This is a genomic window from Bradyrhizobium sp. Crot121 (assembly GCF_059512385.1).
The window spans coordinates 128,022-144,328 of sequence record NZ_JCAMOR010000010.1 but is presented as its reverse complement, the minus strand read 5'-3'; the positions used below and the strand labels follow the sequence as shown (position 1 = coordinate 144,328).

General features: G+C 64.8%; 14 protein-coding genes. 7 read left to right on the top strand and 7 right to left on the bottom strand.

The window, feature by feature from the left end; translation table 11 throughout:
* Positions 1–462: 462 nt before the first annotated feature.
* The 7 genes from AC5ZGW_RS12600 to AC5ZGW_RS12570 all read right to left on the bottom strand — a co-directional run bounded on the left by AC5ZGW_RS12600 (position 463) and on the right by AC5ZGW_RS12570 (position 10,078).
* Complete coding sequence (locus AC5ZGW_RS12600; RefSeq protein ID WP_130225876.1) at positions 463–2,790, bottom strand: mechanosensitive ion channel domain-containing protein; 2,328 nt, start codon at positions 2,788–2,790, stop codon at positions 463–465.
* 289 nt (positions 2,791–3,079) lie between these two features.
* On the bottom strand, positions 3,080–3,937 hold the full coding sequence (locus AC5ZGW_RS12595) for an aromatic ring-hydroxylating oxygenase subunit alpha (protein WP_130225877.1): 858 nt from the start codon (positions 3,935–3,937) through the stop codon (positions 3,080–3,082).
* Between the two features lie 29 nt (positions 3,938–3,966).
* Positions 3,967–5,367 carry an 8-oxoguanine deaminase gene (locus AC5ZGW_RS12590; protein ID WP_130225878.1) on the bottom strand — a complete coding sequence of 467 codons (1,401 nt, stop codon included), beginning with the start codon at positions 5,365–5,367 and terminating at the stop codon, positions 3,967–3,969.
* 4 nt (positions 5,368–5,371) lie between these two features.
* Positions 5,372–6,307 (bottom strand): ABC transporter permease, encoded by a 936-nt coding sequence (locus AC5ZGW_RS12585; RefSeq protein WP_130225879.1) that lies wholly within the window; start codon positions 6,305–6,307, stop codon positions 5,372–5,374.
* 2 nt (positions 6,308–6,309) lie between these two features.
* Positions 6,310–7,362 carry an ABC transporter permease gene (locus AC5ZGW_RS12580; RefSeq protein ID WP_130225880.1) on the bottom strand — a complete coding sequence of 351 codons (1,053 nt, stop codon included), beginning with the start codon at positions 7,360–7,362 and terminating at the stop codon, positions 6,310–6,312.
* A 2-nt stretch (positions 7,363–7,364) separates the two neighbouring features.
* On the bottom strand, positions 7,365–8,954 hold the full coding sequence (locus AC5ZGW_RS12575) for an ABC transporter ATP-binding protein (RefSeq protein ID WP_207231022.1): 1,590 nt from the start codon (positions 8,952–8,954) through the stop codon (positions 7,365–7,367).
* A gap of 11 nt (positions 8,955–8,965) precedes the next feature.
* Positions 8,966–10,078: a BMP family ABC transporter substrate-binding protein gene (locus AC5ZGW_RS12570; RefSeq protein ID WP_130225881.1), complete on the bottom strand. Its 1,113-nt coding sequence runs from the start codon at positions 10,076–10,078 to the stop codon at positions 8,966–8,968.
* Between the two features lie 401 nt (positions 10,079–10,479).
* Here AC5ZGW_RS12570 and AC5ZGW_RS12565 point away from each other — a divergent pair, with 401 nt between their 5' ends.
* The 7 genes from AC5ZGW_RS12565 to AC5ZGW_RS12535 all read left to right on the top strand — a co-directional run bounded on the left by AC5ZGW_RS12565 (position 10,480) and on the right by AC5ZGW_RS12535 (position 16,081).
* Positions 10,480–10,722 carry a hypothetical protein gene (locus AC5ZGW_RS12565; protein WP_130225882.1) on the top strand — a complete coding sequence of 81 codons (243 nt, stop codon included), beginning with the start codon at positions 10,480–10,482 and terminating at the stop codon, positions 10,720–10,722.
* A 42-nt stretch (positions 10,723–10,764) separates the two neighbouring features.
* Positions 10,765–11,490, top strand: coding sequence for a Rieske 2Fe-2S domain-containing protein (locus AC5ZGW_RS12560; protein WP_130225883.1), 726 nt, complete (start codon positions 10,765–10,767; stop codon positions 11,488–11,490).
* Between the two features lie 5 nt (positions 11,491–11,495).
* Positions 11,496–12,119, top strand: coding sequence for a glutathione S-transferase family protein (locus AC5ZGW_RS12555; RefSeq protein WP_207231024.1), 624 nt, complete (start codon positions 11,496–11,498; stop codon positions 12,117–12,119).
* Between the two features lie 34 nt (positions 12,120–12,153).
* On the top strand, positions 12,154–13,956 hold the full coding sequence (locus AC5ZGW_RS12550; protein ID WP_130225885.1) for an adenine deaminase: 1,803 nt from the start codon (positions 12,154–12,156) through the stop codon (positions 13,954–13,956).
* A 3-nt stretch (positions 13,957–13,959) separates the two neighbouring features.
* A complete protein-coding gene (locus tag AC5ZGW_RS12545; RefSeq protein WP_130225886.1) occupies positions 13,960–14,883 on the top strand; it encodes a LysR family transcriptional regulator in 924 nt (307 codons plus the stop codon).
* 92 nt (positions 14,884–14,975) lie between these two features.
* Positions 14,976–15,476: a thiamine pyrophosphate-binding protein gene (locus AC5ZGW_RS12540; protein WP_130225887.1), complete on the top strand. Its 501-nt coding sequence runs from the start codon at positions 14,976–14,978 to the stop codon at positions 15,474–15,476.
* Positions 15,473–16,081: a thiamine pyrophosphate-dependent enzyme gene (locus AC5ZGW_RS12535; protein WP_130225888.1), complete on the top strand. Its 609-nt coding sequence runs from the start codon at positions 15,473–15,475 to the stop codon at positions 16,079–16,081. The genes AC5ZGW_RS12540 and AC5ZGW_RS12535 overlap by 4 nt, the downstream gene beginning before the upstream one ends.
* Positions 16,082–16,307 lie beyond the last annotated feature (226 nt).

The following is a 16,307-nucleotide window of genomic DNA, read 5'->3' as shown; positions in this document are numbered from 1 at the left end:
AATCGGTCTGTTGCCGATTTTTCGTGAGGAGAAATTTGCCGCTCAGCTTGCGTTGCAACGCGGCAATTTCAAGCGTTTCCCCACTATTGTTTGGATCGTATCACCGGCTAGCGCGCTTGCAACAGCTTCGTGGATGCGTCGACTGCTTCCGAGCACGCTGGCAGCTACCATACTCGGTTTTTGAAAATGCAGATGCGGCTCGTGGCCGCAGTGGAGACTCATAGCGCGTCATCATCACGCCAGAACCTGTCGCCGGGCGCGCCTTTGGCTAGCCCGGTGGGTGGGGCGTCTCGGAGAAGCGTAACAGGTGTGAAGTGGGATTGAAGCGCTATGGCTTTGCTTGAATCGGCGTGACGGCAGTTGTTCACCTCTCCCCGATGGGGAGAGGTGAGGCACCTTCGACCGGGCACCAACTCGAACCTGACCTTATCACGCGCTAGCTCAACCGGAATATCGCCACGGCTACTCCGCGGCTTCCGCACCGCGTGACTCGTCCTTCCGCTCGAAAGGCGACTGCAACACGAGCATGGTCTGCGGTGGCCGGGCGATCTGGATGTTGAGCTCGTAGAAGCGCTTCTTCATGCGCCGGTAGAACTCGCGCTGCACCGGCCAGCGGCCGGAGTCCGTGCATTGGATCTGGCCGACGATGGTCGTCATGGTGGCATCGACCTTGTCGACACCCCAGAGGTCGAGATCGCCGCGGATCATGTGCTGGAATGCTGGATCCTTGCGCAACTCGGCGCCGATCTCCTTCAGCACGGCGCCAACCCGATCGGGATCTTCCTTGTAATCCACGTTGACACTGACCGAGGCATTGCCGATGCCACGGTTGGTGTTGGTGACTGATGTCACCGAGCTGAAGGGGATGATGTGCACGGAGCCGTCGCCGGCCCGCAGCCGAATGGTGCGGATCGAGAGGTTCTCGACGACACCAGACAGGCCCGACACGGTGACGAAGTCGCCGACCTGCATCGCGTTCTCGAGCAGAAGGAACAGCCCGGTGATGACGTCCTGCACCAGTTTCTGCGAGCCGAAGCCGATGGCGATGCCGACGATGCCGGCGCCGGCGAGCAGCGGGGCGATGTTGACGCCGAGCTGGCTCAGCGCCGTCAGCGCGACGACGGTGAGGATGATCGACAGCAGCGTCGTGCGCAGCATCGGCAGGAAGGTACGCATCCGCGCCGCGCGGGCGTAGCGTCCTTCGCGCGAGAGCTGCAGCAGATGCTGCTCGACGGCGGCGTTGACCGCTTCCCAGATCGCAAGCGCGACCACGCCGGCGATCGCGACCGTGATCAGCGCCGATAGCAGGCGTCCGCCGATGTGATCGCTGGTGAACCATGCCGCCGCATCCAGGCCCCAGACCTCGAGCAGCGCGATCACGGTGATGACAGCGATCACGCCCGAGACGATGCTCCGCAATGCAGGGAAATACCGGTTGGCGCGTGCTTCGAGGCCCGGAAACTGGCGCGTGAATTCCGGGCTGATGCGGAACACGCGATCCAGCGCCGCCATCATCGCAATCTGTGCCAGCCGCGCGATCAGGAGCACGGCGACACTGGCGACGAAATAGCGGAACAGCAGCGCATAGCCGTTCTGCACCCGCAGCGCCCACACGGTCCATAGCGCGAGGTCGAGGACGATCGCGAGAATGTGCCAGACATCGGCGAAGCGGTTGCGCATCACCACCAGCGGGCCGCGCGCGCCCTCCGGCGCCCGGATCCAGTCGGCGACGCTGCGGCGGCATTGCAGGATGATGACGACCACGAACAGGTGCACCACCAGCATCACCAGCCGAACTACCGCGTGATAGGCCGGGCGGTACAGGCCGAGCAGCAGCGCGATGTTGGCGAGGGCGATGCCGAACACCGTGAAGGCGACGATCCGCCGCCACCAGATGTCGAGATAGGCGGCAGCCTCGTCGCGGATAATGAACAGGCTGGGCTGGCTGGAGGCCGGCGACATCACCGCCGCGGTGACGGCGAGGATGCTGCGGTAGATCACGTAAGCATTGACCATCGCCAGGATGACGACGCGGGGCGTCGGCGCCCGGCCGATGTCGGTTGCGAGCAGGAGATTGCCGATCGCCGCGAAGCAGACCACCGGCAGCAGGTCCAGGAACAACCGTGCCAATGCAAAGGGAAGCCGGATGGCGAGTTGCCAGGCGTAGGTGAGCGTTGCATGCCAGCGCCGGACCGGCTGCGTTTCGTTGGCCGCACTCGGATCCCGTACGGTATCGACATGCCGCGCGCGTAATGGAATGTAGCGGTCGATGGCGTTGAGCGGACGCCGGATCGCGCGGCGAATGATCCATTCCGCCATGAAAGCGCAGGCGATCACGAGCACGAGCCGCCACGCCGTGTCGAGCAGCATCTGCTGCATGTACGGATTGGTGGTGAGATTGACCAGCCAGCCCCAGATCATCGGAAAGTCGGACACCGCGCGGGCCGCGGTGGCGAGCTGGTCAGAGACGTCGCCGAACCAGTCCGAGACTTCGGCCAGAAGCTGCACGCCGAGATTATCGGTGAAGACCGGCGGCGACGCCGAACCTTGCGGCTGCGCTGGCGCGCCGGAGGAGGACGCTTTCGCAATGGTCTGCAGCGTCTGGATGAGCTGGGCCCGCTTCTGGTCGTCCTGCAGGATATCCAGCGTCGCTTGCGCCTGCGCCGCTGCTGACGGCTGCGGCGGAGGAGGCGGCGACGTGTTCGGGATCATCATCTGCGCTCGCGCAGGCGACATCAGCAGCAGACAGGTGAGCGCAATCGTGATGAGTCGGAGACAGTTGCTCGGCATGAAAACGCTGCGATGATGAGGGGTGGCGGGAATCGCGTGTATTTAACGCGGGTACGGCCATAGTTTGGCATGCCTGTGACAGGCGGCTCACTGCCTGCCAATGCATAGAGCGTTTTCGAGCGAAGCATGCCCTCGGACTTGATCCGAGGGTGGACACCGGTTAGCGTGAAGAAAACGCGCCAAAGCAAGAATCTAGAGCTTCGGTTCTGATGCAATTAGAACCGAAAACGCTCTAGTCACAAGATGTTCCAGTACCCCTACGAAAATGCCGCTGCAGGAAGCCCTGCCACTACGCCGCCCCGAGCGTAGTTCCGTAGACGACGCCTTTTTCCTTCAGCCAGCGCCGGTATACCACGGAGGAGGCATCCGCCCGGGTCGGGATTTCCGCGCGCGGTTCCAGCGGCAGCAGCCGCGGGCGCTGGTTTTCCAGGATGATGCGGTCCTGCAGGAAGATCATCTGCTGGAACTGGATGAGATCGGCGAGTTCTGAGGTGTCGTCGATCAGGAACCCCACCGGGTGGGCGCGGCAATGGTCGGGGTCGAGCGGCTGTACGAACAGGCAGATCACATCCAAGCGATCGGCGGCATTCGGGCAGGTCTTGTAGAGCAGCGTCGCGAAGGGGGCGGCGACCCGGTAAATATATTGCGTGACAATGCCGTCGCTTGCCGATAGCGCCGCCTGCGGCTGGAAAAATTCGCAGTCGGTGGCCCAGACCTCGTCCACGTCGCGGCGGATCTCGGTCGTGTAGTGGCGCACCTCGGTGTGCGGCTCGGCGCCGAGGATGTCGGTGTGGACGAACGGGAAATGCGCCATGTCCAGGAAGTTCTCGACGATGCGCAGGCCCGAAGCGTGCACCGAGACTGCGCCGCAGACGATATGCCGCCGGTCCGCTTCGTCAGCTTCGGGAAGCGGCAACACGTCGCGATCGGGCTTTCCGAGCGTGGTCCAGAGGTAGCCGTAACGCTCGCGTACCGGCAGCGGATCGTCGCGATCTTCCGCCGAGACGACGACCGCGCCATCTGCGTCGCGGAGCGTGGTCAGCTCAACGCCGAGCAGGCGATTGCGCCGCGGCGATGCCGGGATGTCGCTGAGCGCATCCAGCACATACCACTGGTTCAGCGTGCCGGGGTCGATATTGCCATTCATGGTGCAAGCTCCGCTTCGTTGCGGTGGGGCTATTGCCGGTAGATTCGTTGCATGATCTTCGCGTGATCCGCAAGCGAGGCCTCGACGTCGTGATGCACAAATTCTCCGCGGCGGATGATGTTGCGCCCGTTGATGAAGGAATAGTCCACCTTGAACGGGCCGCACATGATCATCGCCGCCAGCGGATCGCGCTGGGTGCCGGAGAGCCCGAGCTGGTTCAATCTGATCGCGATGAAATCCGCGCTCATGCCGGGCGCGAGATACCCGATATCGTCGCGGCCGAGCAGTCTGGCGCCGCCGCGCGTCGCCATGTCCAGCGCCTCGCGCGCCGACAGCGCTTTCGGGCTGCCACCAAATCCGCCGCGGCCGCCTGGCGTCTCGGAGAGATAGCGGTGCGGCGCGACCCGCTGCAGCATCTGCGCCAGCCGCGCCTCGAGGAAGAGGTTCGAGGTGTCGTTGGAGGCGGAGCCGTCGACGCCGAGCCCGCAGGTGACCCCGGCGTCACGCATCTCGCGGATCTTTGCGATCCCCTGGCCGCACCGCATGTTGGCGGAGGGGCAATGCGCCATGCCGGTGCCGGTCTCGGCGAAGGTCTTGATCTCGTTGCTGTCGAGGAAGATGGCGTGCGCGAACCAGACGTCCGGCCCGAGCCAGTCGACCGAGCCGGCGAATTCCACCGGCCGCATGCCGTAGATATCGCGGCAATAAACCTCTTCGTCGAGGTCTTCGGCGAGATGCGCGTGCAGGTGCACGGCCTTGTGGCTGCGCGCAAGCTGGGCGGCTTCCTTCATCAGGCCTGGTGTCACCGAGAAGGGCGAGCAGGGCGCGAGCACGATCCGGCTCATCGCGTGCCGGCTCGGGTCGTGGTAGGTCTGGATCAGCCGTTCGGCGTCCTTGAGGATGTCCGCTTCCTTCTCGACGCAACTGTCCGGCGGCAGTCCGCCCTGGCTCTTGCCGCGGGACATCGCGCCGCGCGCGGCGTGGAAGCGCAGGCCCAGCTCCTGCGCCGCCTGGATCGTGCTGTCGAGCCGGACATTGTTGGGCTGGATGTAGAGATGGTCAGAGCTCGTAGTGCAGCCGGAGGCGATCAGTTCGGCCATCGCGACGCGGGCCGAGACATAGATCGCCTCGTCATCGAGCTCGGACCAGATCGGATAGAGCGTGGTCAGCCAGACGAACAATTCATCGTCCTGCACCATCACGCGCGTCAGGTTCTGGTACATGTGATGATGCGTGTTGACCATGCCCGGCATCACCAGATGGCCGGAAAGATCGAGCACGTCGTCGGCAGCAAGATGCGCCAGCTCCGCATTGCTGCCGACCGCCTCGATCACATTGTCGCGGACGAACAGCGCGCCACCCTTGATCTCGCGATTGGCGTCGTCGAAGGTCGCGAGGTGATCGATGTTCTTTACAAGCAGCGTCGACATAAGCTCACCGCAGGTCACGATAATAGGGAATGCCGAGCGCGGCAGGTGCGGCCATCACCTGGCGCATGCGGTGCCAGGCGACGACGGGAACGACGATGAAGGCGATGGTGCCGAGATAGGGCAGCATCGAGAGCACGGGTGCGGCGATCGGCCAGTTGCGCGCCTGCCCGACGAAGCCGAGCGAGGTGATGACGCCGAACAGCAGCGCGGCCAGCACCGCATTCAGTGGGCGATAGCCGGCGAAGATCACCAGCGCCACCGCGATCCAGCCGCGGCCGGCGACGACGCCTTCGGACCATGACGGCACGAAGGCGAGCGTGAGATAGGCGCCGGCGCCGGCAGCGAGCGCCGCGCCCGCGGTTACATACCAGAAGCGGATCCGTTGCACGGCGATCCCTGCCGCATCGGCCGCGGCCGGGTTCTCGCCGACGGCGCGCAGGTTGAGGCCGTGGCGAGTGCGGAAGATCAGGACGTGCAGCATCACCGGCAGGATGATGTAGATCAGGTAGACCAGCACATTCTGCGTGAACAGCACCTGGCCGATCAGCGGGATCGAGCTGAGATAGGGGATCTCGACGCTCGTAAACGTCGCCGGCGCCGGGATTCCGGAATAGGCCTTGCCGACGGTCGCGGCAAAGCCCGTGCCCATCAAGGTCAATGCGAGTCCGCACAGCACCTGGTTGGCGCGCAGATAGACCGTGATCGCGGCAAACACCATGCCGACCACAAACCCCACCGCGAGCGCCAGCGCGAAACCGGCGGTCGGACTCCTGGTCGTGACGACGGCGGCAATCCCTGATATCGCGCCGAGCGCCATCAATCCTTCGACACCGAGATTGACCACGCCGACACGCTCGGCCAGCACCTCGCCGAGCGCGGCCAGCGCCAGCACGCCGCCGGCGAGCAGAGAGGTGTGCAGGATGCCCGCGATCAGATCCATCTTCAGGCCTCCGCCGGTTTGCTGCTGACGATGCGGAAATGCGCGAGCTCGTCGCCGACAGCGGTGAAGAACAGGATCAATCCGGTGATGGCGAGCACCGTGGATGTGTTGACGCCCTGGGTCTGCAGGATGATGCCGGAGTTGAGGATCACGGCCATCAGCGCCGCGCCGGCGATCACGCCGATGCAGGAGCCGCGCGCCAGCACCGCGACCATGATGCCGAGATAGCCGAAATTGTTTGATATGCCGCCCTGCAGGCGATGCACGGTGCCGGCGACCTCGAGCATGCCGGCGATGCCTGCGATCGCGCCCGACAGCAGCATCACCACGATCAAATGGCGGCGGAACGGCATGCCGGCATATTTGGCGGCCTGCGGGTTCGAGCCCGCGATCCGCACCTCATAGCCCCAGCGCGTGAAGCTGAAGGTGGCGGCCGTGATCACGGCCACCAGGATCGCGATCGGAAAGCCCCAATGCACCATGCCGATGAATTCGGGGATGTCGTGCTTCAGCCGCGCGGTGGTCCCCAGCGCATGGCCGCCAGGATCGAGCCAGGGGCCGGTCGCGACATAGTAGACCATCAGTGTGGCGACGAAGTTGAGCAGCAGCGTCGTGATGAGCTCGCTGACATCGGCATAGGCGCGTGCAAGCGTCGGGATCAAAATCCAGATCAGCCCGCCGAGCGCGCCGGCGATGAACATCAGCGGCAGCATCACGATGGTGGGACCGGGGACGAACAGCGCCATGCCAGTCGCGGCAAAGGCGCCGGCATAGAACTGTCCTTCCGCGCCGATATTCCAGGCGCCGATTCTGAGCGCGACGGCGACAGAAAGCCCGGTGAGGATCAGCGGCGTTACCAGCAGGCCGACATCCTCAAGGCCAAAACCGGAGCCGAAGGTCGACTTCAACACCTGCTGCGCCAGCTTGAGCGGTTGCGCGCCGCTGGCCGCGAGCAGGAGACCGGCGGTGACAAGCGCCATCAGGATCGCAATCGCGCGCGCCGCAAGCGCGATTGCAGGCGAGGCCGATGGCAGGCGTTGCAAACGGACTGCCATCGTCAATGCACCATCGCAGCCGCGCGCGCCGGTGTGGCCGCGCGCTGGCCGCCCATCATCAGGCCGATCTGTTCGATATCGGCGCCTGCGCTATCGACAATGCCCATGATCTCGCCGTGGAACATCACCGCGATGCGGTCGGAGAGATTGAGCAGTTCCTCGAGCTCTTCCGAGATTACGACGATGCCGACGCCGGCATCGCGCAGCTCGACGAAATAGCGCATCATGGTGTTGATCGCGCCGACGTCGAGGCCGCGGCTCGGATAGGCGGCGACGAGAAGCTTGGTCGCGATCCGCATCTCGCGCCGCGCCACGAAGCGCTGCTGGTTGCCGCCGGAGAGGTTGCGGATCGGCATCGCATAGTTCGGCACCATCACGGCGGCGGCTTCTGCTATCTTGCGCGCCAGCGCCGCTGCCGCGCGCGGCCGGTACCACGGTCCGAGCGAGACCGGCGCGCGGTCATATTCGCGGATCACCGCGTTGTCGGTGACGCTGAGCGCGGGTGCCAGTCCGCTGCGCAGCCGGTCCTCGGGGATATGGCCGACGCCGAAATCCGCGAAGTCGCCGGCGTCCGCGGCCGAGACATCGCGCCCGCCGAGCATGATCTGTCCGGAGCTGGCCGCGCGCATGCCGGTCAGAAGTTCGCTCAACTCTTTCTGCCCATTGCCGGCCACTCCTGCGATGCCGAGGATCTCCCCGCCCGCGATATCGAGCGAGACCCTGTTCAGTACGACATGGCCGGTGCTGTCCCGTGCCGTCACCTCGCGCAAGCTGACGACCGGCTCGTTGGCTTTGGCGACTGCGTTCGGTCCCCGTGCGCGTAAATCGTCGAGCACGATCTCGTGCCCAACCATCAATTTCGCCAGCATCTTTTCGCTGCAGGCGCCGGTTGGTTCGGTCGCCACCTTGCGGCCGCCGCGCAGCACGGTGACGCGGTGGGAAATCTCCAGCACCTCGTCCAGCTTGTGGCTGATGAAGATCACGGCGTTGCCGCGCGCGACGAATTCCTTCAGCGCCTTGAACAATTCGCGCGCTTCCGACGGCGTCAGCACAGCGGTCGGCTCGTCCAGGATCAATACCCGCGCTCTTCGCGCCAGCACGCGCAAGATCTCGACCCGCTGCTGCTCGCCGGTCGAGAGTTCGTCGATCCGCGCGCCCGGGCGGACCGCGAGATTGAGCGAGGCCGAGAGCTGCGCGGTGCGCGCTTCCAGTTCCTGCGCACTGATCGCGCGGGGCGTTTCCGACCAGCCGAGATGGATGTTCTCGGCGACGGTGAAAGCACGCACCAGCTTGAAATGCTGGTGCACCATGCCGATGCCAGCCGCGATCGCTTCCACCGGCGAGGCAAAGCTTTTCAAGTAACCGTCGATGATGATCTCCCCGGCATCGGGCTGGTAGATGCCGGTTAGGATATTCATCAAGGTGGATTTCCCGGCGCCGTTCTCACCCAGCAGTGCGTGGATCTCGCCGGGCCATACTTCGAGGTCCACGTCCTGATTGGCAACGACGCCGGGAAAATACTTGGCGATGCCCCGGAGCTGCACCAGTGGCGGCGTGCCGGGAGGACGGTCGGTGACACCGGGCATCGCCATCACGGTCAGCTTCAGAGCCCCGAAATGCCGGCGATCGGCCAATCCCAGTTGTAGAGCTCGGTCTCGCTCATGCGCTTGCCACTGGCGACTTTCACATTGCCCTTGGCGTCCTTGATCTCGCCGACGAAAGGCGACCAGCCGCCGAGGATCTTTTCGCGCACGGCGTCAGCCTGCTTGCGCACATCCTCCGGCACGCTCTCGCCCCAGGCGTCGCGGTCGACGCCGGCGCCCATCGGCAGGATGGTGCTGGAGGGCGTCCAGGTGCCTTCGAGCCGCTTCTTCACCTCGCCGACATAATATTGCTTGAAGTCGATGACGATCGAGCTGATGTAGGCCTTCGGCCCGTAGCGGCGGATATCCGTGTTCCACATTACCGCCTTTGCGCCGCGCTTCTCGGCGACCTGCAGATAGCCGGCCTCGTCCATGATGCCGAACAGGAGGTCGCAGCCATTGTCGAGCAGCGCCGTGCCGGCTTGGGTGGCGGCCTGCGGATCGAACCAGGAATTGATGGTGATGACCTGCATGGTCGCGTTCGGATTGACCGAGCGCGCGCCCATCAGGAACGCGTTGGTGCCGGAGAACACCGAAGGCACCGGGAAGGATGCGACATAGCCGAGCTTGCCGCTCTTGCTCATCAGGCCGGCGGCGACGCCGGTGACATAGGTCGGGTACCAGTGCCCGACATAATAGGTGCTGAGATTGTCGAGCGGGTTGCGGCCGTCGCATTCGTAGAACGCGACCTTCGGCGAGCGCTTCGCCACGTCGTAGAGGAAGTCGCCATAGTTCGAAGTCGCGAACACCATGCAGGCATTCTCGGAGACGAACTGCCGGTACGTGCGCGTCGCATCGGCGGAGTAGGGGATGCTCTCCACGAACACGGTCTTCACTTGCGGGAACGCAGCCTTCACCGCCTTCATCCCCTGGTCGTGACTCCAGGTCCAGCCTTCATCGGTGACGGGCCCGGTGTGGCCGAAGGCGATCACGGCGTCCTTCTCGGCGACCGCGGGCAGCGGTGCCGCGGCATGCGCGGACCGGATCAGGCCCGGCGGCAACAGGAGCGAAGAGCCGGCGGCGGCGCCGAGGTTCAGGAAGCGCCGGCGGGACAGATGGCGGAGGTCTGACATGGTTGAGCTAAGCCTCGTGTTGGAGCCCGTGTTCTGTTGCGGATCGTTGCCGTGGCCAAACCAGCCGGAAACTCCGGGCAATGCCGATCGTCGACACAGCGTGTCGGCGCTCTGTTACCGAAAGATTTCCGTAGCAAGGTCCATGCCGCAGTCCGCGCATCGGCGGCATCACCGGCCCATCCCGCACGCTTGCGCATAGTCAGCGTGTCTGGCGCTGGCTGTTTCGCATAGGCGCTTTTTTTCGATTGCGGTGATCGATCCAGCGCAACATCGTTCGGCAACGATGCCTTAAAAAACAAGCAGATCGCTGCTTCTCTGCTCAAAGGATATGCATGGGCAATCTTTCCGCTTGCCCTGATCGCGGCACGCTCGAATAAATCGAACCACAGGGATGTGAGCGCATGCAGGGAGCAACCGTTATCGTCTTCGCAGGGCAGTTTCGCGTCGACAGCTTCGTCGAGTTCGTCAACCACCGCGCGCGGCGGTTGCAGCTCGACGCGGTGGTGGAGACGGCGACGCCTGATTGCATCGAGGTGGCGGTTTCAGGACAGCCGGAGCTGGTCGATGCGTTCGAGATGGCGTGCAGCCTCGGGCCGATCGACTGCCTGGTGCGGGATGTCTGGCGGAAGAATGCCTCGGCGTAAGTCTTGCAGCGCGTTCGCCGGGTTCGCGATGGAGATGGGTTGATGGAAACAGGGTGGTATCCGGTCGCGCTGGCGGAGGGGCTGGAGCGCGGCACTTCTACTGGCACGCGGCTGTTCGGCCGCGAGCTCGTGGTCTGGCGCGACAGCGCGGGCGCTTCACACGTCTGGGAAGATCGCTGCCCGCATCGTGGCATGCGCTTGAGTTTCGGCTTCGTGCGCGACAACCACATCGCCTGCCTCTATCACGGCTGGCAGTACGATACGGCGGCGCAATGCAGCTATATTCCGGCGCATCCCGATCTTGCCGTCCCCAGCACGATCCGGGTTGCGAGCTGTCCTTCGATCGAACGGCTCGGCATCGTCTGGGCCTACAACGAACTCGACAGCGACGCGCCGCAGGACATCGGGTTTGCCGAGCGCGCGCCGGTGACACCGGTGCGCAGCCTCTATGTCGATGCTTCGGCAGCCAAGATTTTCGACGCGCTCGTGCTGGCCGAATGCCCACTGTTGACGATTGCCGGCGGCCCGACGCAGCGGTCGCGAACCGATGCGCTGGTCTCGCTCAAGAGCGGCGGCGACGAAATTCTGGTCGCGGTGCAGCCGCTATCCGATGTGGAGGCGGCGCTGCATATCGTCATCGCCGGACCGCCGGACGTCCATTCCGGCGATAGCCAGAAGCGCGTCTCCGCCTGGGGTGAAGCCTTGCGGCGTGAGATCGAAGGAGCGGCGCGGCCCGCCGGCGAACTGCGTCACGGGGTGACGCCGTGAGCGAGATGACCCTCTACGACTTCGAGCTCGACGAAAATTGCTACAAGGTGCGGCTCGTCCTGTCTGTGCTCGGATTGTCCTACCGCAAGGTCGCGGTCAACATGGTGCCAGGCCGTGAACATCTTGGGCCCGCGCTGATGGCACTCAATCCGCGCGGCGGCCTGCCGATCCTAACTGATGGCGAGATCGTGCTGAGCGAAGCGGAAGCGATCATGACCTATCTCGCCAGCGCTTATGACAACGGTAACGCGTGGCTGCCCGCCGAACCGAAGGCGCACGGCCTGGTCGCAGCGTGGCTGCAATTTGCCAGCCGCGATCTCCATGCCGCCTTCCTCGCGCGGCGGCTGGCGATGTTCGACGAACCAGGGGATGAGGTGGCGCTGGGCTTTGCCGCGCGGCGCGCCTTCCGCCTGATGGAGGATCACATGACGGCACGCGAATTTGATCGCGCCGCCTGGTTCGTTGGCGATAATCCATCGCTTGCCGATCTCGCGCTGTTCCCGGCAATCGCGCTGAGCCGCGATTTCGGCATCGAACATGAGGCCTATCCGGCACTGCGGCGCTGGATGCGCCGCGTGCGGACTACCCCGGGGTTCGTGACCATGCCGGGCATTCCCGACTATTATTGAGGCCGATCACGCACGCGCAACGTAAGAGGCCGCCATGACCAGGCTCACCCGCTTTTCCGTCCAGCCGCTCCACACCATGACCCGCCGTCTCGCCGACGTTGCCTCGGGACGGGCGGCGCCCGATCTCGTCATCACGGGCGCGCGCGTGCTCTCGACTTATTCGGAGCGGATCATCGACAACAGGGAGATCTGGATTGCAGGCGGGCGGATCGCCGCGGTGAAGCCGGCCGGCGCGCACAAGGCTGCCGCTGGCGACGCCGCGATCAAGGACGTTGCTGGCGGCATCATCGCGCCAGGGCTGGTCGATCCGCACATCCATATCGAATCCTCGATGGTGACGGCTTGCGCCTATGCCGAAGCGGCCCTGCTCAACGGCACCACGACGATCTTCTGCGACAGCCATGAGATCGGCAATGTGATGGATGTCGCCGGCGTCGAGGCGATGCTGGAGGATGCGCGCGAGGCACCGCTCTCGATCTTCCTGACCGTGCCGAGCACGGTGCCCGCCACCTCGCCGGAACTCGAGACCGCCGGCGGCGATCTCACCGCGGAGAAGATCGCCGGCCTGTTCGACCGCTGGCCGGAGGCGGTGGCGCTCGGCGAGAAGATGGATTTCGTCCCCGTGACGCTCGGCGACGAGCGCAGCCACGCGATCCTTGCCGCGGCGCTCAAGCGCGGACGGCCGGTGTCGGGCCATGTCTATGGTCGCGAATTCGTTGCGGCCTATGCCGCGAGCGGCGTCACCGACACCCATGAAGCGATCGACCGCGATATCGCCGACGATCTCTTGGAAGCCGGCGTCTGGATCTTCCTGCGCGGCGGTCCGCCGACCACGCCGTGGCACTCGCTGCCGCAGGCGATTCGAACAATCACCGAACTCGGCGCGTCGCATAAGCGCGTCGCCGTCTGCACCGACGACCGCGATGCCGACGATCTCCTGCAATTCGGTCTCGACTGGGTGGTCCGCGAAGCTGTCAAAGCCGGCATGTCGCCGGAACAGGCATGGTCGATGGGGTCGCTGCATGGCGCTACGCGCTTCGGTGCCGAGGGCGAGATCGGCGGCCTCGGCGGCGGCCGGCGCGCCGACCTGGTGCTGCTCGATGATTCGCTGAGGCCACACGCCACCTGGTATGGCGGCGAATGCGTGGTCGAGAACGGCAAGATCACGCCATTGCTCGATGCCGCGCTGTCGAAGCGCTACCGCTATCCGCAAGCCGCCTATTCGACGGTGAAATTGCCTGACGAGGTGAAGCTGACGCCGGCGCTGCCGACCGAGGCCTGCACCGTCAATGCTATCAGAACCGCGCTGCCCGGCATCACCCTGATCCACGACCGCATCGCGATCGAGCCCGCCAATGACTGGCAGCCGCTGTTCGAGCGCTACGGCCTCTGTTTCGTCACTGTGGTGGAACGCCACGGCAAATCGGCCGGCAATGTTGCCCACGGTGTCCTCAAGGATTTCGGTCTCAAGCACGGCGCGGTGGCATCGAGCGTAGGGCATGACAGCCACAACATCATCATTGCCGGCACCAACGAAGATGACATGCAGGTCGCGCTTGCTGCGATCAGGGATCATCAAGGCGGCGTCTGCGTCGTTGCCGACGGCAAGGTGAAGGCGATGGTGCCGCTGCCGATCGCGGGCCTGCTCTCCGACAAGCGGGTGACCGAGGTCGCCGAAGAGGTGCAGAAACTCAAGGTGGCATGGCAGAAAGCCGGCTGCACCATCCCCTATATGGGCTTCAACCTGATCCCGCTGTCGGTGATCCCCGAAATCCGCATCACCGACAAGGGGCTGGTGCTGGTGCCGGAAATGCGGCTCGCGCCGCTGTTCGAGTAGCAGATGGATCCACACCGGCTCGGCCTGATCTCGACGCGCCTGCATTATTTCCAGCTCGTCGCCCAGCTCGGCTCGATCCGGCAGGCCGCGCGCGTGCTCAATGTCGCGCCGTCCTCGATCAGTCGCGTGATCGGTCAGCTCGAGGACGAACTGCAGACGCCGCTGTTCGAGCGCATCCGCCAGCGGCTGAAACTCACCAGCGCCGGCGAAATCCTGCTCTACCGCACGCGCGCCAGCCAGGGCGAGATGACGCGCGCCTACACCGAGATCACCGACCTCCAGGGTCTTCGTCGCGGCACTGTTACGGTGGCGGTGGTGGAGAGCATCGCGCGCGGGTTGTTGCTCGACGTGATGTCGACGTTCTGGGAGAGCTATCCGGCGATCACCGTCGACATCAAGGTGATGGGATCGGAACATGCGTTCGACGCGGTGGCCGACGGCGAATGCGACATCGGCATCGCTTTCGACATCAAGACGCCGCGCAACGCGCAGCGGCTCGCCGGCACGGTGCTGAATATGGGGGCGCTGATGCATCCCGGGCACCGGCTCGCCGGCCGCAGCGAGCTCAGGCTGTTCGATCTCGCCGGCGAGCGCGTCGTGCTGTCGGATGCCAGCCTTTCGCTCGGTGCCTCGATCGAGGAAGCGCTGAACGGCTCATCGATCGATTTCGGGCGCCGCGCGCTGACCAACTCGATCACGGTCATGGCCGATCTTGCCATGCGCGGCAACGGCGTCGCGCTGCAGACGCGGATCGGCGTTCAGCGCGAGATCAGGAGCGGGGCGCTGGTGTTCGTGCCGCTGCGCGATCCCAAATTGCGGCCACGAAAGCTGGTGCTGCTGTCGCGCGCCAAGTCCGGCATGTCGGAAGCGGCCTCGAGCCTCGCCACCATGCTGACGCGGGCGATCGAGGGCCTGTCCGGCGGCTGAGACATGTTGCGCATGGCGCATCAGGCTGGTGAGAAATCAGGGCCTATTCAGAACATCTCGCGCCTGAGATTTTGCCCGAAAGGGGAATCTGCATGAAGCCATCCGCCGTCGACGCCGTGATCCGCGGCTTGAAGCAAGCAGGTGTCAGCCTCGTTTGCTATCTGCCGGACTCGCTATTCAAAGAGCTCTATCCGGCGCTCGACGCCGACCCGGATATCCGCACCATTCGCGTCACCAATGAAGGCGAGGGCGCCGCGATCTGCGGTGGCGTGTTCCTGTCGGGCAAGCGCGCGGCGCTGGTGATGGAGAATTCGGGCCTGCGCGCCTCGGTCGAGCCGCTGGCGCGGATGGGGCTCGGGGCCGGCATCCCAGTGGTGATGCTGATGAGCTATCGCGGCGAACTCGGCGAGAACAATTGGTGGGCGATCCCGCACGGCATCACCATGGAGCCGGTGCTGAACGCGCTGCGCATTCCCTATCGCATCGTGACGGAAGAGGAGCGGATCGAGCGCGCCATCACCGATGCGTTCAGTTGGTCCTATTCGGCCTATTATCACTCGGCGGTCGCGCTGGGCGGGAGCGTGGTGCGATGAAGCGGTTCCACTGCATGAAGGCGCTGGCGCGCCGGCTCTCCGACGAGCTCGTGATTCTTTCGCTCGGCGCGAGTGTCGACGAATGGTACAACGCCGCTCCCCATATGCGCGATGCCAGCCTGTTCCAGCAGCAGCTCGGTTGCGTCAGCGCGCAGGCGTTTGGTCTTGCGGCAGGCCTGCCGCATCGGCGCATCGTCTCGCTCGATACTGACGGCGGCATGATGTTCAACCTCGGCATCCTCGCCACCATCGCCAACGAGCAGCCGAAGAATCTGTTCGTCGTGGTCTGGGACAATGAATGCTACCAGTCGATCGGCGGCCCGCCGACGCATACGGCAAGCGGCCGCGTCGACATCGCCGCGATCGCGCGCGGCGCGGGCGTGACGCGGGCCTATACCGCGCGCACAATCGAGGAATTCGACGGCCATTGCGCGGACGGGCTGGCGGCGCAGGAGCCATATCTGGTCGTGGCAAAAGTGTCCGGCACGGTGCAGCCCGACATCAAGCGCAAGCACAGCGATGGGCGCGAGGACAAATACATCTTCGTCCGCCACGTCGAGCGCACCGAGAACATCGTCATCATGGGCCCGAGCGAGCATAACTAAGGCATGACGTTATTGGCTCGATCTGCTTGCGCGTCGCCTCTTCACCTCTCCCCTTGTGGGAGAGGTCGGATCGCATCGCAAGATGCGATCCGGGTGAGGGGTTTCGCTCTCTCGTCGGACCGGCGGCCCCTCACCCGCGCCGGAGCCTGTCATCGGGCGCGCCTTCGGCGCGACCCGTTGGGCGCGACCTTTCCCCGATGGGGAGAGGTGACACGCGCAAGCGGAC

What these genes read in the sequence shown, in the direction of transcription:
- AC5ZGW_RS12600 (WP_130225876.1), bottom strand. Translation starts at nt 2,790, where the DNA reads ATGCCGAGCAACTGTCTCCGACTCATCACGATTGCGCTCACCTGTCTG.
- AC5ZGW_RS12595 (WP_130225877.1), bottom strand. Translation starts at nt 3,937, where the DNA reads ATGAATGGCAATATCGACCCCGGCACGCTGAACCAGTGGTATGTGCTG.
- AC5ZGW_RS12590 (WP_130225878.1), bottom strand. Translation starts at nt 5,367, where the DNA reads ATGTCGACGCTGCTTGTAAAGAACATCGATCACCTCGCGACCTTCGAC.
- AC5ZGW_RS12585 (WP_130225879.1), bottom strand. Translation starts at nt 6,307, where the DNA reads ATGGATCTGATCGCGGGCATCCTGCACACCTCTCTGCTCGCCGGCGGC.
- AC5ZGW_RS12580 (WP_130225880.1), bottom strand. Translation starts at nt 7,362, where the DNA reads ATGGCAGTCCGTTTGCAACGCCTGCCATCGGCCTCGCCTGCAATCGCG.
- AC5ZGW_RS12575 (WP_207231022.1), bottom strand. Translation starts at nt 8,954, where the DNA reads ATGGCGATGCCCGGTGTCACCGACCGTCCTCCCGGCACGCCGCCACTG.
- AC5ZGW_RS12570 (WP_130225881.1), bottom strand. Translation starts at nt 10,078, where the DNA reads ATGTCAGACCTCCGCCATCTGTCCCGCCGGCGCTTCCTGAACCTCGGC.
- AC5ZGW_RS12565 (WP_130225882.1), top strand. Translation starts at nt 10,480, where the DNA reads ATGCAGGGAGCAACCGTTATCGTCTTCGCAGGGCAGTTTCGCGTCGAC.
- AC5ZGW_RS12560 (WP_130225883.1), top strand. Translation starts at nt 10,765, where the DNA reads ATGGAAACAGGGTGGTATCCGGTCGCGCTGGCGGAGGGGCTGGAGCGC.
- AC5ZGW_RS12555 (WP_207231024.1), top strand. Translation starts at nt 11,496, where the DNA reads ATGACCCTCTACGACTTCGAGCTCGACGAAAATTGCTACAAGGTGCGG.
- AC5ZGW_RS12550 (WP_130225885.1), top strand. Translation starts at nt 12,154, where the DNA reads ATGACCAGGCTCACCCGCTTTTCCGTCCAGCCGCTCCACACCATGACC.
- AC5ZGW_RS12545 (WP_130225886.1), top strand. Translation starts at nt 13,960, where the DNA reads ATGGATCCACACCGGCTCGGCCTGATCTCGACGCGCCTGCATTATTTC.
- AC5ZGW_RS12540 (WP_130225887.1), top strand. Translation starts at nt 14,976, where the DNA reads ATGAAGCCATCCGCCGTCGACGCCGTGATCCGCGGCTTGAAGCAAGCA.
- AC5ZGW_RS12535 (WP_130225888.1), top strand. Translation starts at nt 15,473, where the DNA reads ATGAAGCGGTTCCACTGCATGAAGGCGCTGGCGCGCCGGCTCTCCGAC.